Below are 14,678 nucleotides of genomic sequence, written 5' to 3'. Positions count from 1 at the left end.
TAACATCGGTCACGCTTTAGCGTTCAGTGTCAGCGTTTGGGTTATAGTGCTTTCTATTCTCACTGGACTGAAAGATGTTTTGCTAAGGAGTCAGCATGTCGACATTTATCCTCACCGCCCTGCCACTACTGGCTATCGGCCTGTTCTTTATCGCCCTTTTCTTGCGTAAAAAAGACAAAAACTATCTGATCCCTGGCGCTACGATGCTGCTGGCAGGACTGGTCAATCTCGTGGTTGGCATAGTGGTGGGTTAAGAAAAAATTATATTTCTCATTCTTACTGGCGCTTTTTTGACCTGAGGCTATTCTTAGCCCGGGATCATTGCTGGTTCCGTTAATGGTGCAGATTATACCGCCCGGCGAAAGCCGGGTTTTTTATGCCTGACGATCGGGAGTGGTTCCTCTGCATGACCGATTCACACCAGGCCAAACAGCATATTATGCCAGATCCGAAATTACTCCCCTCGGAAAACGCGAGACACGGCACTGAATATTCAGCATGTTTATGCTTCTAATTGCAGGTTATTTGTACGTATAGTAGCATAAAATAAAATTACAGCATGAAAGCCTGTTTAACACTTCAGCATCTGCACCACACATGGCAGGATAAGGCCTTAAGGATCCCCGGTTATTTGTGGCTGACAGTCTGGTTTCAGGTCTGAGGCCAGTTTGAGCACGCCGGAACGGCAACGGCCGCATCCATGCGGGCCTCGGCACGCGACGTCCTGTCGCGTGACGTCCGGCTTACCTCAAACTGGCCCCATCCCCGCAGAGCAGTTGCTCGCTGTGGATTTTAAAACCGCCACGACAATGCGATTTATCGTAGAGGTCGATCGTTTTTTCCGATCGCTCCGTGTTGATGGTGTGTGCCACTGGCAAACCGAAAGAACTTAGCCTGTACAGGTTTATGCCTGTCATATTTTATGGGATACCTCAGGTATGCCCCTCTCAACACAGGATGTCGTCGCCATGAACAAGAAAATTATCACGATCGTCGTGATTGGAATGGGTTTGGTTGCCTGGTACTTCGGGGCCGAACTGCAGGAATACATCAGAGAAGGGTTTGCGCCTCCACAGTAACAACTCAGCCCCGGACGATGCCGGGGCTGACGTTTAGCTCACTCACTATCACATGTACGCCAGGGTGAAGACGGCATTGGCGACAAGAGGGCCTGCCATCACAGGGACGTGCGTGGCAATCAGGCTGGATGTGAACCTGATCACGTTTGGCCCTGGGTAAACTGGATAGTCGCGTGCTTCGTTTATTGGCACAATATTGCCGTCATCGTCTTGCAACTGAACCCCCACCGTGGGATTGGTTGTACCGATAACCCCATCGATGACGTCGGAGGCAACGCCGTTGAAAGTAATACTCACTTTTTGCGCATCCGGGTTATTAAACCGTATTTCAAATATCACGCCTGAGGCCGTTTCATCCACCATAGTGAAAAGGCTTTCACTCACCTGCCCCATATCCACATTAATATCTGGTCGCCCCGGTTCGGCCGACTCAATAGCTCGACGCACGAGTGGAAGGGTCATTGACCCACTGATAACTTTTGCTTTGAAATTAACCATTCCGTTAGACATAAGAACTCCTTTAATACACTGTTAATAAAAGTAATTGTATTTACCTGGTTATCACTTAGCGCTGATGACGCCTTGCCACTATATCACCACGTGGTGAGTAATTGTGCGACAGAGTGTTGTTGTGTAAGGGATGGCACTTTCTTGGTGAAGGTAGAGATTCTCCGATATACAGCCTGGCAGAGCTCGGGATATGCTGAACCATAGGAACGATTTAAGCGACTAGCTGCAAGAAGATGTGCATTACCTGTAAAAGGAAAGGCCAGGGTCAGGACATCATTACCAGATAGAGCAGCCGGTTAAAATCTTCCCTGGTGCTACAGAAAATATGCACATGAGCAGTGTGATTCTCGATGGTATAAAGAACACGATACTTGTAACTGTTCAGAATGCGGTTACTATATCACCAGCGTCAGTGCCGTCAATAATTTACGACAAATTCTTCCCCACCTTCCACTTAGGTGTCCGTCATTTGTCTTCTTCATCTCCGCAGGTCTATCAAGTATAATTTAATGCTTAATAGCCTTTCTATTTGATGAATCACTTAAAGGAACATATGAATATTTTTATATTTCAGAAGCTTTTTGATAACAAGTCAGTACATAAAGCGCTGATCGCCTCAACTGAATGTAAAGATGATATTGGTGTCGCATTAAGACTTCATTTGATCACAGAAAATTTCCTTGAAGCCTTCATTTGTGCATCTATTGGAAAAGAAAATCTATTTGATCCCAAACCAGATACAGGCAGGCCATTTAAACTAAATTACTTTAAAAAACTTGAATTAGCTGAGAGGCTTGGGTTACCCATGAAATCGTTTAGAGTTCTCGATAAATTTAACGGCCTGAGAAATGATCTTGCTCACAAAATAACAATTGAAGCCATCAATAAAAATTTAATAGCATCTCTTGCAGACTTGGTACGTAATATGGATAATGACTCTGACTTACATCTCGATGATGAGTGTGCAGAGTTTTTTAATGCAAATGGTACTAGCAAAGGTTTTTTCTCCTTTAAGTCAAAAGAGACTCCTAATAGAATTAAGCTTATAATTATTATTAGCTCATTCATTCGACGCACGATCTCTAAATGCATCGGTTTTTATCAGCTTCATACGCACATGGAATTTTGTCATACAAAGACTAGTTCAAGCACTGCTCTTTGATGTACTGCTGCAATCCGACGATCATCTTTGTGCTGGTTTCGATTCGCTGTCTGAAGGTAAAATAATCCCGTTTAGTGTATCAGTAAGTCGTGGGCTGGTAGCACCATCCACGCAGACGGTGCCGATGGTACATTACTTCGAGCTTACGTTGCCCCCCTTTCGGCCAGCAATAAATCTGACTGTAGCCGTCAGAGGTTATCTGAGTTACGTATGGTATTATTAAAGTCAGAGAACTTAGATATTTACTTTTGTAGAGATGAACATAAATGTTTGGCTGGCGTAAAAAAAAGCATGAAAATAACTATATTAAGTCATTGCTTAATATTCCTGATCATCCTCCTGAATGGCATCCCTGTGTAGAGATTGCCGTCGGGGGATTAACAGAGATCGGTTTTTCTCAGCGATATAATCACCTGTTGTTGGTCATATCTTCCTCAGGACGAGGAGTATTCAACTGCATTACTGGCGAAAAGGTTGCCAGAGATTTTGAAGAATATGGGGACTGGTACGATCCCATCAATCTCACATGCAATGGCATAGGGCCATTAGCTGGTGAAAAGATCTCCATTGCTGGCCAATGTGGTGGCGGATTACCAATGTATAATCATTACGGTGAAACATTGGAACGAGTATCACCAGAATGGCCTCTTGAAGTCTTAATCTGGTGCCCACCAAATAAAGATGCATTGTGCCAAGGTCATCAGGAAGGATGTTTCAAACTCATTTCCGACTATTTCCGTTGCACAGGATTTTCCTGGGATGGTGATTTCATCATTTCTGCGACCAGTAGTGATATTACGCTCTGGTACAGAAAAGCATAGGGGGGGTGGCCTTGTTGTCACTCCCCTTAGCGTTATCCTCAGCGTGGAGGACAGTGACTGTCATGCCCTCGAAAGAGGCCAGCGTTTCCGGGCTGAATACTTCGTCAGCTTTACGCTCACCGACGATTTCACAATATGCATCTTGGCAGGTCGCGTGCGCTTACAGCTGCGAGCCGATACGGGCAACAGGCACGTCTTTGCTGGGCAATGAGCCGTCACCGACGTCGGTACCGCGTTTCGCCCAGGCGGCGACTAAAATGGTATTTCATAGCTTTATTAAATCTAAAATAAAGGTTATAAATGTTTTTTTCAAAAAAGATAACGGATGATTACATGTTTATTAAAAAATATATAAATTCGATTGTTAGCGATAAGGTTTCGTTAACCTCAGCCTTTATAAGCGTTTTGTTTTTGTGGGCATTTTTTTATCTTAGACTCAATGAGTTATCTGAAAAAATAACTTACCTAAATGCAATTTATTGCGCCCTTGCAGTCATAGGATTAATGGTAGATAGATTTATAAAAGGATACCTTAATGAAGTGCAATCAAAGACAGTAGCATTTGCATTTACAGTCACTCCGTTGGCTGCTGCCTTGATTGACATCCTGCTTTACACACCAACCTGGAAAAATTCCTATTCCGCAACGCTATTAATAATTGTAGTGTCATGGTTATGCGTATGGTTAGCTATGTATCTAATAATCTACAGCTGGCCAAGTAAAAAGAAGAGTTCTCATGAAATTAAATAACTACTTCAGCATAACAGCGAGAATTTTCCAGAGTAATTGACCTGCCCGACAGGTGTGTTCTGCACAATATGGCGGAGTTCAGCGCTGATGCACTGGCTCTGCTACCACAACTGTTTGCCGTTTTTGCCGTCCCATCTTCACTTTAAAGTCACTCTCCACCCGGTGCGCCTAGCCATCAATACTGCCACTGTATTTTACAGCGCATCTATGCGCTCCAGGACACTATCGTTTGAGCCATCGTAGCGACCATCGACGATGTCCCCATAGCTCGCACTATCCTTCGTAGGCTACCGACTTTCTGTTTGCGGTTTAGTGAATCCAGTGTATCGGTACCCAGACCTGTTTGGGCCCTAAAAGCAAATCAATGACCGATAAACGGGGTTAAGAATAGAAACTCACCCATAAACCACACCCATAACCAACATAAACAACGGTGTGGTTAGCGCAGAGAAAATCGTGGTCAAAAGCATGCTCGTCGCCGCAGGCCCCGTCAGCGCGTTAAACTGCTGCGACAGTACTGTAACTAAAATAACGTAACGAATTGATATTTATCTGATAATTTCGTCTTTTGCTGGATTGTTGCCATTCTTTTTGCTGTTATAAATCACTTAGATAACATCAAGTTAAAAATAGTTTTGCAGAATACATTTCAAAGAAAAAACCATATAAGACTGTTCATAAACACATTGGTTTTGCAGGCCACATCTAAATCGTCGGACAGCCCCAGTCATAGTGCTGGGTAATCGTCAGTACGACCTTCCCCATCACGATCACTTCACTCAACGCCTCGCCTTCTATCACATCACCGTCCGGCGTCACGATACATCCCCCCATCATTTTCCCGATCGCCAGTTCCCCGAATATCTCATAACACAGCGTGTCTCCATCAAGGGGTGTAAGCGCAGCATCAACGACGTAATTATGCCCACCGAACTCAATGAAAGATGTCGCTGCCGGGTGATGGACGAACATCCGGTTGAGGCATGGCCGATCTTCAATGTAGTCCATGGCTGGAGAGGGAAATCCCATCAGAAGCCTCCGTTATTCGGATTGAACAGTTGGAACGTCCGACGCTCACCTTCCTCTGTAGACACATCGCGGAATGTGCTCTGATAGTGCTCTATCCATCGATTGGCCTCGGCCAGAGTCCAATGATAGTTAACCTCCGCCAAGGCTTTCACAAAGTCAGCTGTAGCGACCGTACGCCGCCCGCTTGCCTCTACTTTTATGCTTTCTCTGAATGCTAACGGAATGTCATCTCTCCTGCCCATGCTTACCTCAATACTGTTTGGATATACAGTATTATTTGATCAGCTAACGAGAATGATCAACCGGATAACAGGGGAAAATTGTCAGGGCAATGATCTGATAAGGAATTTATTTGGGTATACAATCTCCTATCATTTTCATGATTTAATTGAGCTTAAATTTTGCACTTATGATTGGCCCTACTAAACTCAAATTGACACAGCCATTGTGTCAACCTCAAAGAGCCTAGGCTCGACGAATAAGGATTTCGCCCGCCAACCCCCTTGCGGGCATTTTTTTCCTCAAGCTTTCCTCCGCAGTGCCGATAGCAAGTACGTCAGTGGAGTTACGAAGCGCATCGCCTGCGCTGACCAGCACCAGGGAACTGACATATGATTTACTTGATAGATTGCAAAACTTAACCGGCCTTAGCCGGTTTTTTGTATATCTTTACTATAAAGGTTACGGTGACCTTACCCACCATGGCTTCAATAGAGTCTTTTATCGCGAATCCAGAAGTGGTATTTGCCATTAGGGCGTTCCCGTCATCATGAATCACCCATGTTTGAATTGAGTGCCTTTATTGTTCTGTTGACATTCCGAGAACAGAATTAGCTGATAGAGGCTTATAAATGTAAGTATCCCGGCAATCCGGTACTTCACAGAACAAGTGTATCGCCATCAAGGTACTCAATTGCACTTATCAACGAATGTTTGTTTAAAGTTTTCAAAAGAGGAAAATTCAACAACTTAACCCCATTAGCTATGTAAACGTCACATCGCCCAGCACTAGTATCAAGTATTATTTTTTCAAATCGGCGAAGCACATAGCCTCTGCAGCGCTCCCGATTGCTACGCTCACTTAAATCCATTTCAGAGATGTCAGAACTATTGGATGGGGTTCCTTTTGATTTCATCGCTCTAAGCTTTGCTTCACCGGCTTGTAGTTCTTTATTTAACTCTCTTACTTTATTAGCAAGCAATTCAACATTAGGTGCGAATTGAAGTGCTTCTATCAACCTATTTATTTTTAATTGAATCTCAATCAAGTTTTTTTCAAGATGGACATGATTACCTGATGAGTTATTATTTTTCTGAAACCAATCGAGGCAAAACAATAGTGTTCCAATCAAAACACCATCAACAACATCCCTTCTTATGGCAGGGGTATCACATCGATGCAATCGACGCATCGGGCATACATAATAGCCCATACCTTTTTTATCAATCCCAGACATTATGATTGAGCACCCACATTTTTTGCATTCCATCAACGATCTAAAGATATTTATAAGGTAGGGGTTATCATAAACAGCATCCTTGCCAAAGGGTGTTAGCCTAATTCCTTGAACATCATTAAATAATTTCTGGGGAACCACGGAAGGAAAGTAATTTGGGATGTCTTTTACACCTTTAGACATCGTTTGATATGAAGGCACATAGGTGCCGATAAGAGCTTTATTTCCCAGTAGTTTTTCTATTGTAGAAGGATTCCAAACGCCATACTCCCCGGTTAGGGTTTCTACTTTTTTATCATTTAGTATTTTTACAATACCATTAAGAGAATGACCTTTAAGTCTAAGTTTGAAAATTTTCACAATAGACTTGACCCTCTCTGGGATCGGTTCGAAAAAATCCCCGCCCGGAGATACCTTCAACCAACGAGGGCATGATTTAGTTATTATCTTACCAGTTCTCTCTGCGTCTTCCCTTTTCCTCTGCCAGGCTGAACGCATACGGCGAGATTTAATTTCGCTTTCTTCATTTGCCCTTTGCGCAATTAATATAGCCTTAATTAATGAGTAAGGATCATCAAGAGACTCCTCAGTGTATCGAGTGTGGTCAGTTAGTGTTACTACATCAATTCCACATTTGAGAATGCTTTTCAATCTGTCAGTGGCATCGCCAATTTTTTCTCTTGATAGGCGATCCAAACTTTCAACTAAAAGCACCGTACCGCGCATTATATAACCATGTTCAACGGCATCAATGAAATCAGCCAATGCTCCACGTGATGCATTTGCCCCACTGTATGCGCTTAAACCTAAGTCCTGATAAGTTATTTCATCCAACTCATATCCAGGGTTATGTGATATCCATTCATCTATAAGCTGATCCTGACGTCTTTTAGAGTCGCCATACTGTTGAGAAGAAGAGGAGAATCGGATGTAAGCTATTGCTTTTTTGACATTATTTTCACCTAACAAAGTCGTATTTATGCATATCTTCTCAAATAAAAACAATAATATATGTGAGCAAATTCCAATTATCTCAAACTAAGAATTACATGTAGCGAGCACTTGTAGCTGATGGCGATCATCTACAGGCCCTATTTAATTCGTCAAAAAAACACTTCCAGTAGACTAAGTTGATGTATTTATACGGGGAAAACTGGAAACTCTACTGGGGTTTCTTCTGATGCGATAGACGTGTCGACAGCCTCAACGGCTTTGCGCCAGGCTACCCACAATTTCAGGCTGTCGGAGTCCGCTTCGCTGATGTCGCCCAGCTGCAAGTCTAAGCGCCAGTTTTCAGTTTCTGACCAGAATAGTGCAGTCAGCTCCTGTTTTTTAGAATTAGCTTCGCCTACGTAGTCCCACTTCGCGGGCACGTCCACGATCCAGGTGTCTGCCCCCGGATCATAGGTCATATTCCCGCCGCTAAACTCCTCAGGCACTTCTACCGGGATCACGGCCCCCTCCCACAGGTCTGGGCTGAAGCCATACGAGCGGTAGTCGTGTGTTGATACGTAGATTATCATTGCGTCACCTTCCAAACGTGGACCCTTATTGGGCCAGGCGTTGTGTAGTTAGTGGATAGAGTGGTACTTGAAAAGGGAAATGCAGCAGTATTGGCAGCATACCCCGCGGAGCCGATACATAGCACCAAACCTGCTGACATGTTCTGGTAAGCAGCGACTCCGTAGCTGTTGCCGTTGCCCGTATTCCAACCCAGACCAGTGCTCACCCACACCCCCAACGTCTGGTGATAAAACTCAGCAACGAGGATTACCGGGGTTGTGTTACCAAAAGGATTGGCAAAGGAGGTACGCGACCCCAAGGCAAGGTCAGTTGTTGTAGTCACTAGCGCATAGCCTATTCTATTGCTCACGGCAGTAACTGACTGCGATACTTGCTCGATGCGTGTTGCCAGAGCTAGCGCGTCAATGCTGCCTGAGTTATTTGCAACCCCGGCAAACTGAATAACCCAGCACCCCACGAGGGAGTTCATACGGACTTCTGTTGCGCCGTCGCGGCCATAAGCAAGGTTTGAACGGCTGGCGTCAAAATTGGTATCAGTGTAAGTCGGTGTTGCTGTGCCTGCGGTGTTGCTACTAACCGGGGCGCTCGCAGCAAAAGCACCATCAGGTGTACCAATTGCTCGCCAATACCCGCCAAGACTGCCTCGGATTGCTGGCGCAGCGTTCTGCTGAATGGTCCCGTCTGTCAAACCACCATCACCACGCATTACGGGCGCAGGAATCGAGCCTGGCTGAACGCCGTTATAATCGGGGAAGCGGAATGTTGTTGAGCCATCCCCGCTTGAGTAGCAACCGCGTTTCGTCGTATCGGCCAGCCATACCGCGTCTGTTACGACTGGCAGCCTCCCCGCTGCGCATTCAGCCCACAGGGACGCGTAAGCCCCGGTGCGGTTAACAACTTGCCCATCCGCAGGAGAGTTCCCTCCTGGCACGGAGGTGCGGAGAGGGTGCCAGAATGCGCGACCAACATAGCCACCCCCTTTACCGTCTACCTCCGCCCTTGAGTACACATCCAAGTTTTTACGAGACTCAGATTTATCCGGGAGATCATTCAGATTCTGGCTTTTCAGCAGTGAGTTATCAGGATTCGATGCCGCCGCGCGGTCTGCTTCAGCTTTCGCTCGGTCAGCCTCAGCCTTGGCTATCCCAGCCTGCGTGGTTGCATCGGCTTTAGACTGTTGCGCTGACTGGTCTGCGGCCTGGGCGCCCTCTTTTGCTTGCTGAGCAGAATTATTGGCGGCAATAGCATTATCTGCGGCCTGCAAGATTAATGACTTATCCGATGCCACTTGTTCCGCATCTGCATGGATTTGAGCGGCAATCTCAGTGATGCTGCCGACGTCCAGCGTTGCGAGCAGTTCGGAGATTTTGCGCCAGCTTGGGCCCTGGAACTGACTGCCGTCTGGCAGCGTAACAGTAATGTCGCCGAGTTCACTGAACACCTGCTGCCAATTCACCTTGTCAAAGTTGGCTGCACGCAACGCTCGCGCCACATCTGCGGCTGTCTGAGCGCTGATTAAAGACATGGCCGCAGCGGGCAAAGGCGTCCAGGCTGCGGTGGCTGTTGTTGGGCCGTCATAAATTTTTGAAAGCGTAAGTGCCGTTGCAGAGTCGACAGACTCAATACCAAGGGTGTACGTGACACCGCCGACTGTGGCCACAATGAAATCATTCGCAGCCAGTTCAGTTCCGAATGAAGTCCCTGTCCCCGTAACGGCTGCTGAGTTATTAGTTAATGCAATAGTGCCTGCTGGCATAGAGTTTTCTCCAGACGAAAAACCCTCCATGGAGGGTTGGGCTGCTGCGGTTATTTGAGTTAAAGGCGGGGGTAAAGAATCGCAATCGCAAAAAAAGAAGCATTTTGTTACGTATACTGTAAGATTATTCTCATAAATTTTACTTATGGGTGAGAAATGGAAATTCTTCGTAAAAGCTTGCTGATTTTGGTGGTTGTATCCTCAGCTTCATGCGTGACAAATACACCCCCCATCTGCCACAACACTGCTCATCTTTCTCGTGGGGATTATGATATTCCCGTATTTGATATCAGGCAGGGTGTCAACGATAAAGAATACCGATCTGGTTCTGTATTCGGTTATGAATGGGTGAAGCGTGGTTCATTCACGTACACTGGAGAGTGTGATAAATTAGCTTGTAAGGTAACTCAGTAACCCAATGCAGACTTATAATACTGATCATAGATAGCTGTATCAATATAACCCACATAAGGCATTCGCCAGCCTCCTGGAGGCGAACCTGACATAATATCGTTAATATAACGATAACCCATCGTGGACGCCTCATATTGTGTTCCACTCCAACCAGCGGCAGGTGCTGTAAATATTCTTCTGTATCCTGATCCTCCCAGTTGTAAATTGAGGTTCCCTGAAACCGTACTCATAATTGCCATTGGAGTGTTTTTTCTAACAACAAAGCTATCTTCAGGAACATTAATGACCTGTAATCTCAAAGGCAAGCATTTGCTGTGCCAAACCATTTCACCTTTTCGATACATAAAAAAACCGTGCTCTGGTACGTTGACCAAATATTGCGCAAAAACGTATATCCTCGCGGGGGTATTTTCTCTTGAAAATGCAACGTCTAATGCTACAAAACCTGCCTGAGTGGTTTCAGTGTACCAGAAATCATCAATCCCGCTAACGCCGCGATGAAACACCAAAACATTTTTCCCAGCAGGGACGTTGGTACGGATTATCGCCCCTGTCGATGGGGTGACATTGAGCACCTGAACAAGAGAAAACGGCACGAAATTAGGGGATAAATATGGAATCTTATTTTTGTAATATCTAAACCCGAAATTATTTTCGGGAAATTCAGCTCCTACTTTTGGCGTGGCTATAACAGCCACTTTAACTGCCGTACTGCTAGACCATGTAACTGTCTTACCTGACTGGCTAAACGAAAATGTTCTGCTTCCAGTACTAGCAAGATTTGATATGGGCACAAGCTCAAAGGAGCAGGAAGGTAAATTATTGTAACTACGACTTCCAGATCCTGCATTTGCGTTGAATATATCAAACACAAAATTGAAGTCCATAGAATTCACAACATCATATGAAGTGCCTTTGACGAATATTTGAAGTCCAAATGTCATTATAATCTTTTCCCCATAACGGCAGAAGGGAAACCCTCTTCGTCAAATGATACAGACCGTAGGTTTGTAATGGAGAAACGCCCCTCCCCTTGAACACTTCCGTTAAGCTCAAACTCTCCAGTTTTAAAATTAATAGCCATGCCAGTTTTACCCGGCACATAGTTTTCTGATTGAATAACCTCGGCAATTTTTGCCCGAGTAATTGCGGCATCAGCAATGTGTGCACTGGTTATTGTTGCATTCTGAATAAAGGCGCTACTGATGAACACCTGCCCATCCTTTACTGCAAAGGGAGAGAACTGCGTATCACCAGAGCCAGACATCAGAACAAATTGATTAGCATTGAAGCCCACACGGGTTACAACAGGCTGACCCGGCTCTGCCAATACTGCAATCGACATACCCGCGTTATACACAACGTCATTGATGCGAACGCCTGCTTTCAGCGTGTAAACCGCCGATGCTCCGTCACCATCAACGACCGCAGTCAGCTTATCTTCGAGCGTTGCGGTGACGTCTTCGATTTGCGCCTGGACTGTTGTTGATAGCTCGGCCAGTGCTTCATCAACTTCGGCTATCGTCGTCCTGATAGTCATAATGTCGGCTTTGACTGTACCCATGACGGCGAACTGGTGATCGATGGTAGAACCGAGGCTGAGCGCATTCTGGAGAATGGCTTCAAGGTTCATCTCAATGTTGCTCGTCAGCCTGTCACCATCTTTCCCGGTCAGAAAATCACCCGTGATATCGCCCAGATAATCATCAGCATTATTGTTGGCCATGCCCCTGATCCATTCTGTGTAGCCGGACTCGTTGCCTGTCTTATCGACCAGTTGCGCCCGGTACCAGAACTCCTGACCAGCTTTCAGCCCCATCTGTGTGTAAGTGGCTTGCGGATATGGGACGTCAGAAAGCAGCAACGGATCGGATTGGTCGCTGTTAACTGAATACTGAATTTCCGTCTTCAGGGTATCTGACGTGTTTTCCGGGAAACCCCAGTTCAACTGAATACCCCAGTTGATACCGATAGCAGCCAGGCCAACCGGCTTGGGTGGATTGCCAACTTTGCCCGTCAGCGTGATTTCATCCGAATATCCCCAGCTGCTCGAAATTTCCGCCGCATTAATAGCACGAACGCGGACAACATAGCGGCCAGCATAGATGCCAGGTACTTCAAAGGACGTCGTTGAGCTGCGGGCTACGCTCACCCAGTTGCCCTCGTTGCGCCGCCATTGCGCTTCGTAAGATATGGCGTTAGCCGTTTCACCCCACGCCGCACGCATGGTCTGTACGCTGATGCCCTGGTTAACCACCGAATACGACTCAATAGTGATACCGGACGGCGGTAACTGGCTGCCTGGCGGCACAACACTGATCGGGCGTTCATCAATTATTGCGCCGGTATCGATGCGGGCATATTTATCCGGGTCGTGATAAGCGGCTGAAATAGTGAAGGTGTTGTCGTTATTGTCTGCGATGCTGAGAACGCGGTACTGCTGCACGTAAAGCTGATCAGACTCAACAACCCAAACGCTTTCGCGTTCTGGTACTTCGCTATATGCCACAGTCACGGTGATTACCGTACCGGTTACGCTTTGAATCGTACGACTCTGCGCAGCGCCGCTCGGTAGGTTCAGAATCAGCCGATCACCAGCCACTGCATCGGCTGTACGGTCCAGTGTGATTGAGCGACCGTTAACAGCGCTAATGCGGCCGCCGGTTACCTTCCCTGACAGGAGTTCATCAGCGACGCCAATGATGTAACCCGGTTGCGGGATCATGCCATCCAGGCCTACGGAGAAAGTCACAACGCGGTCTTTGTTGTTGGTCAGAATGCCCCAACGCCCCTTGCGATTTGCTTCCGTCTGTCGGGTGCAGCCGATCGCCGTCAACTCGAGCTGGTTGAAGCCATAACGCACTACAAGCTCCTGCTCAAACACCGGCTCCATTGCATCTGCATAGCCATTCCCCGGATCCGTCCAGGATACCAGGGCAGTGGTGTAACGAGTCTTGGTGGTGCTGCTCGAGTATGTGAACAGGCCATCAATCACGTTGGCGCGGGTGTAGCTGTAGTCGACGTCACGCGGCATATCGGCCAGCGCCACAATCTGATTACCGCCCCAGTAGGTCATGCCCCGGAATATGGCGGCAAAATCGCGCAGGACTGTGTAAGCATCGTTGCGCTGCTGCACGTAAACATCACACTTATAGCGAGGTTCCGTACCATTACCGCCTTTGCCGTCCGGCACTGGCTGGTCACAATACTGCGCAACGCGATACAGTTCCCATTTATCAATGTTCGCGGCAGAAAGGCGCTGGCCAAGGCCAAAGCGGTCGCTGATCACGATGTCGTAAAAAATCCATGCCGGGTTGTCAGTCCACGCCCACTTAAAAACGCCTGACCAGGTCCCGGCATAAGTGCGACCGATCGGGTCGTAATTATCCGGAACACGGATGATCCGCCCTTTGGGTTCACATGAAATCTGAGGGATTGAACCGTTAAACTGGCTGGAGTCGAATTCGATATAAAGAAGTGCGGTGTGCGGATAGCGCAGTTTGGCGTCGATCACTTCCGTGTAGCTCTGAAGCGTCATTGCATCGCCAACTTTCGCGCTGTTACCGTTGGTTGTCATCCTGCGCAGACGCACCGTCCAGGTTCTTCCCGCCTGCGGCAAATCTATGCGGTGACTGCGCTCATAGCCGGAAGTGGTTTTGCCAGTTACTGCCGTATTGACGACTGTGACAAACGAACCGCCATCTGTTTGCAGATCGATGGCATAGCGTATTGAGTAGCCAACCAGATCCCCATCGTCTTCCTGCTTAAACAGGGACGGCCACTTAAGACGGAGACGAATTGCAGACAGTTGCGTATTAGTAAAGGTATGGGACCAGGTAGCATCGCTTTTAATCTCAGTGCCAACACTGACTTCGTTTTCAGTGCCTGGCATACCCTGGATATAAGTTTGTGCCTGGGTTCCCGGACGAAATTCCCACACCACGCCACTGAAATTATTGGACCCGTCTCTGTTTTTTAGCGGTGTGCCATCGAGGAAAATTGTCTGATCAGTCAAACCGCCTTCAATCTCACCCTCGCCGAGAGCAAGCAATAGTTTTGCTTTAGCGACAGACTGGAGATCATCAGGTTTTTCGATGGGAGTGCGGCCAGAAGAGCTGCCGCCTTTGCGGCCTTTAATCGCGGTAGCTGTTGCCATATTGCGCCCATAAAAAAAGG

Annotated in this window: 14 protein-coding genes and 1 pseudogene; 5 read left to right on the top strand and 10 right to left on the bottom strand. The window is 46.8% G+C overall.

The annotated features are described in order from the left end of the window. The first annotated feature begins 95 nt into the window (after positions 1-95). On the top strand, positions 96-254 hold the full coding sequence (locus FVB43_RS10330; RefSeq protein ID WP_159338178.1) for a hypothetical protein: 159 nt from the start codon (positions 96-98) through the stop codon (positions 252-254). An 873-nt stretch (positions 255-1,127) separates the two neighbouring features. Here FVB43_RS10330 and FVB43_RS10325 read toward each other — a convergent pair. Continuing rightward, a complete protein-coding gene (locus tag FVB43_RS10325; RefSeq protein WP_167863932.1) occupies positions 1,128-1,589 on the bottom strand; it encodes a fimbrial protein in 462 nt (153 codons plus the stop codon). Positions 1,590-2,142: 553 nt separating this feature from the next. On the opposite strand from FVB43_RS10325, the gene FVB43_RS10320 reads away from it, so the two are divergent. After that, on the top strand, positions 2,143-2,751 hold the full coding sequence (locus tag FVB43_RS10320) for a hypothetical protein (protein WP_167863931.1): 609 nt from the start codon (positions 2,143-2,145) through the stop codon (positions 2,749-2,751). Here FVB43_RS10320 and FVB43_RS24870 read toward each other — a convergent pair. Continuing rightward, the gene (locus tag FVB43_RS24870) at positions 2,729-2,794 is read right to left on the bottom strand and encodes a hypothetical protein (RefSeq protein WP_422718021.1); all 66 of its coding nucleotides are present in this window, start codon (positions 2,792-2,794) and stop codon (positions 2,729-2,731) included. The genes FVB43_RS10320 and FVB43_RS24870 overlap by 23 nt on opposite strands. Positions 2,795-3,017: 223 nt before the next feature. Here FVB43_RS24870 and FVB43_RS10310 point away from each other — a divergent pair, with 223 nt between their 5' ends. Then, on the top strand, positions 3,018-3,572 hold the full coding sequence (locus tag FVB43_RS10310; protein ID WP_167863930.1) for a hypothetical protein: 555 nt from the start codon (positions 3,018-3,020) through the stop codon (positions 3,570-3,572). Between the two features lie 34 nt (positions 3,573-3,606). Here FVB43_RS10310 and FVB43_RS24865 read toward each other — a convergent pair. Continuing rightward, positions 3,607-3,841: pseudogene (locus FVB43_RS24865) on the bottom strand (DUF2213 domain-containing protein); the annotation flags it as partial. A 64-nt stretch (positions 3,842-3,905) separates the two neighbouring features. Between FVB43_RS24865 and FVB43_RS10300 the strand changes: the two are divergent. Beyond that, entirely contained in the window at positions 3,906-4,322 is a 417-nt protein-coding gene (locus FVB43_RS10300) for a hypothetical protein (protein ID WP_167863929.1), read from the top strand. Positions 4,323-5,027: 705 nt separating this feature from the next. On the opposite strand, the gene FVB43_RS10295 is transcribed toward FVB43_RS10300, so the two are convergent. The 5 genes from FVB43_RS10295 to FVB43_RS10280 all read right to left on the bottom strand — a co-directional run bounded on the left by FVB43_RS10295 (position 5,028) and on the right by FVB43_RS10280 (position 10,088). Further along, positions 5,028-5,351 carry a S24/S26 family peptidase gene (locus FVB43_RS10295; RefSeq protein ID WP_167863928.1) on the bottom strand — a complete coding sequence of 108 codons (324 nt, stop codon included), beginning with the start codon at positions 5,349-5,351 and terminating at the stop codon, positions 5,028-5,030. Continuing rightward, on the bottom strand, positions 5,351-5,593 hold the full coding sequence (locus FVB43_RS24610) for a DNA polymerase V (protein WP_242462134.1): 243 nt from the start codon (positions 5,591-5,593) through the stop codon (positions 5,351-5,353). The genes FVB43_RS10295 and FVB43_RS24610 overlap by 1 nt, the downstream gene beginning before the upstream one ends. A gap of 636 nt (positions 5,594-6,229) precedes the next feature. Continuing rightward, a complete protein-coding gene (locus FVB43_RS10290; protein WP_167863927.1) occupies positions 6,230-7,777 on the bottom strand; it encodes a recombinase family protein in 1,548 nt (515 codons plus the stop codon). 170 nt (positions 7,778-7,947) lie between these two features. Further along, positions 7,948-8,331 (bottom strand): tail fiber assembly protein, encoded by a 384-nt coding sequence (locus tag FVB43_RS10285; protein WP_167863926.1) that lies wholly within the window; start codon positions 8,329-8,331, stop codon positions 7,948-7,950. Next, positions 8,328-10,088, bottom strand: a complete 1,761-nt coding sequence (locus tag FVB43_RS10280; protein WP_167863925.1) for a hypothetical protein — start codon at positions 10,086-10,088, stop codon at positions 8,328-8,330. Before FVB43_RS10280 ends, FVB43_RS10285 begins: the two co-directional genes overlap by 4 nt. Positions 10,089-10,244: 156 nt before the next feature. On the opposite strand from FVB43_RS10280, the gene cor reads away from it, so the two are divergent. After that, complete coding sequence (gene cor / locus FVB43_RS10275; protein ID WP_167863924.1) at positions 10,245-10,502, top strand: phage exclusion lipoprotein Cor; 258 nt, start codon at positions 10,245-10,247, stop codon at positions 10,500-10,502. Here cor and FVB43_RS10270 read toward each other — a convergent pair. Then, positions 10,496-11,446, bottom strand: coding sequence for a hypothetical protein (locus FVB43_RS10270; RefSeq protein WP_167863923.1), 951 nt, complete (start codon positions 11,444-11,446; stop codon positions 10,496-10,498). The two genes, cor and FVB43_RS10270, sit on opposite strands and share 7 nt — an antisense overlap. Beyond that, entirely contained in the window at positions 11,446-14,658 is a 3,213-nt protein-coding gene (locus tag FVB43_RS10265; RefSeq protein ID WP_167863922.1) for a TipJ family phage tail tip protein, read from the bottom strand. The genes FVB43_RS10270 and FVB43_RS10265 overlap by 1 nt, the downstream gene beginning before the upstream one ends. Between the last annotated feature and the right edge of the window lie 20 nt (positions 14,659-14,678).

Origin of the sequence: Erwinia rhapontici, from assembly GCF_012271765.1 — a bacterium.
Classification (GTDB): domain Bacteria; phylum Pseudomonadota; class Gammaproteobacteria; order Enterobacterales; family Enterobacteriaceae; genus Erwinia; species Erwinia rhapontici.
Note: the sequence above shows the minus strand (reverse complement) of the source record. Positions and strands in the feature narration are given on the sequence as shown.

Bases quoted from the DNA above. Each gene is read 5' to 3' on its own strand.
- FVB43_RS10330 (WP_159338178.1), top strand. From the start codon at position 96: ATGTCGACATTTATCCTCACCGCCCTGCCACTACTGGCTATCGGCCTG.
- FVB43_RS10325 (WP_167863932.1), bottom strand. From the start codon at position 1,589: ATGTCTAACGGAATGGTTAATTTCAAAGCAAAAGTTATCAGTGGGTCA.
- FVB43_RS10320 (WP_167863931.1), top strand. From the start codon at position 2,143: ATGAATATTTTTATATTTCAGAAGCTTTTTGATAACAAGTCAGTACAT.
- FVB43_RS10310 (WP_167863930.1), top strand. From the start codon at position 3,018: ATGTTTGGCTGGCGTAAAAAAAAGCATGAAAATAACTATATTAAGTCA.
- FVB43_RS10300 (WP_167863929.1), top strand. From the start codon at position 3,906: ATGTTTATTAAAAAATATATAAATTCGATTGTTAGCGATAAGGTTTCG.
- FVB43_RS10295 (WP_167863928.1), bottom strand. From the start codon at position 5,351: ATGGGATTTCCCTCTCCAGCCATGGACTACATTGAAGATCGGCCATGC.
- FVB43_RS24610 (WP_242462134.1), bottom strand. From the start codon at position 5,593: ATGGGCAGGAGAGATGACATTCCGTTAGCATTCAGAGAAAGCATAAAA.
- FVB43_RS10285 (WP_167863926.1), bottom strand. From the start codon at position 8,331: ATGATAATCTACGTATCAACACACGACTACCGCTCGTATGGCTTCAGC.
- FVB43_RS10280 (WP_167863925.1), bottom strand. From the start codon at position 10,088: ATGCCAGCAGGCACTATTGCATTAACTAATAACTCAGCAGCCGTTACG.
- cor (WP_167863924.1), top strand. From the start codon at position 10,245: ATGGAAATTCTTCGTAAAAGCTTGCTGATTTTGGTGGTTGTATCCTCA.
- FVB43_RS10270 (WP_167863923.1), bottom strand. From the start codon at position 11,446: ATGACATTTGGACTTCAAATATTCGTCAAAGGCACTTCATATGATGTT.
- FVB43_RS10265 (WP_167863922.1), bottom strand. From the start codon at position 14,658: ATGGCAACAGCTACCGCGATTAAAGGCCGCAAAGGCGGCAGCTCTTCT.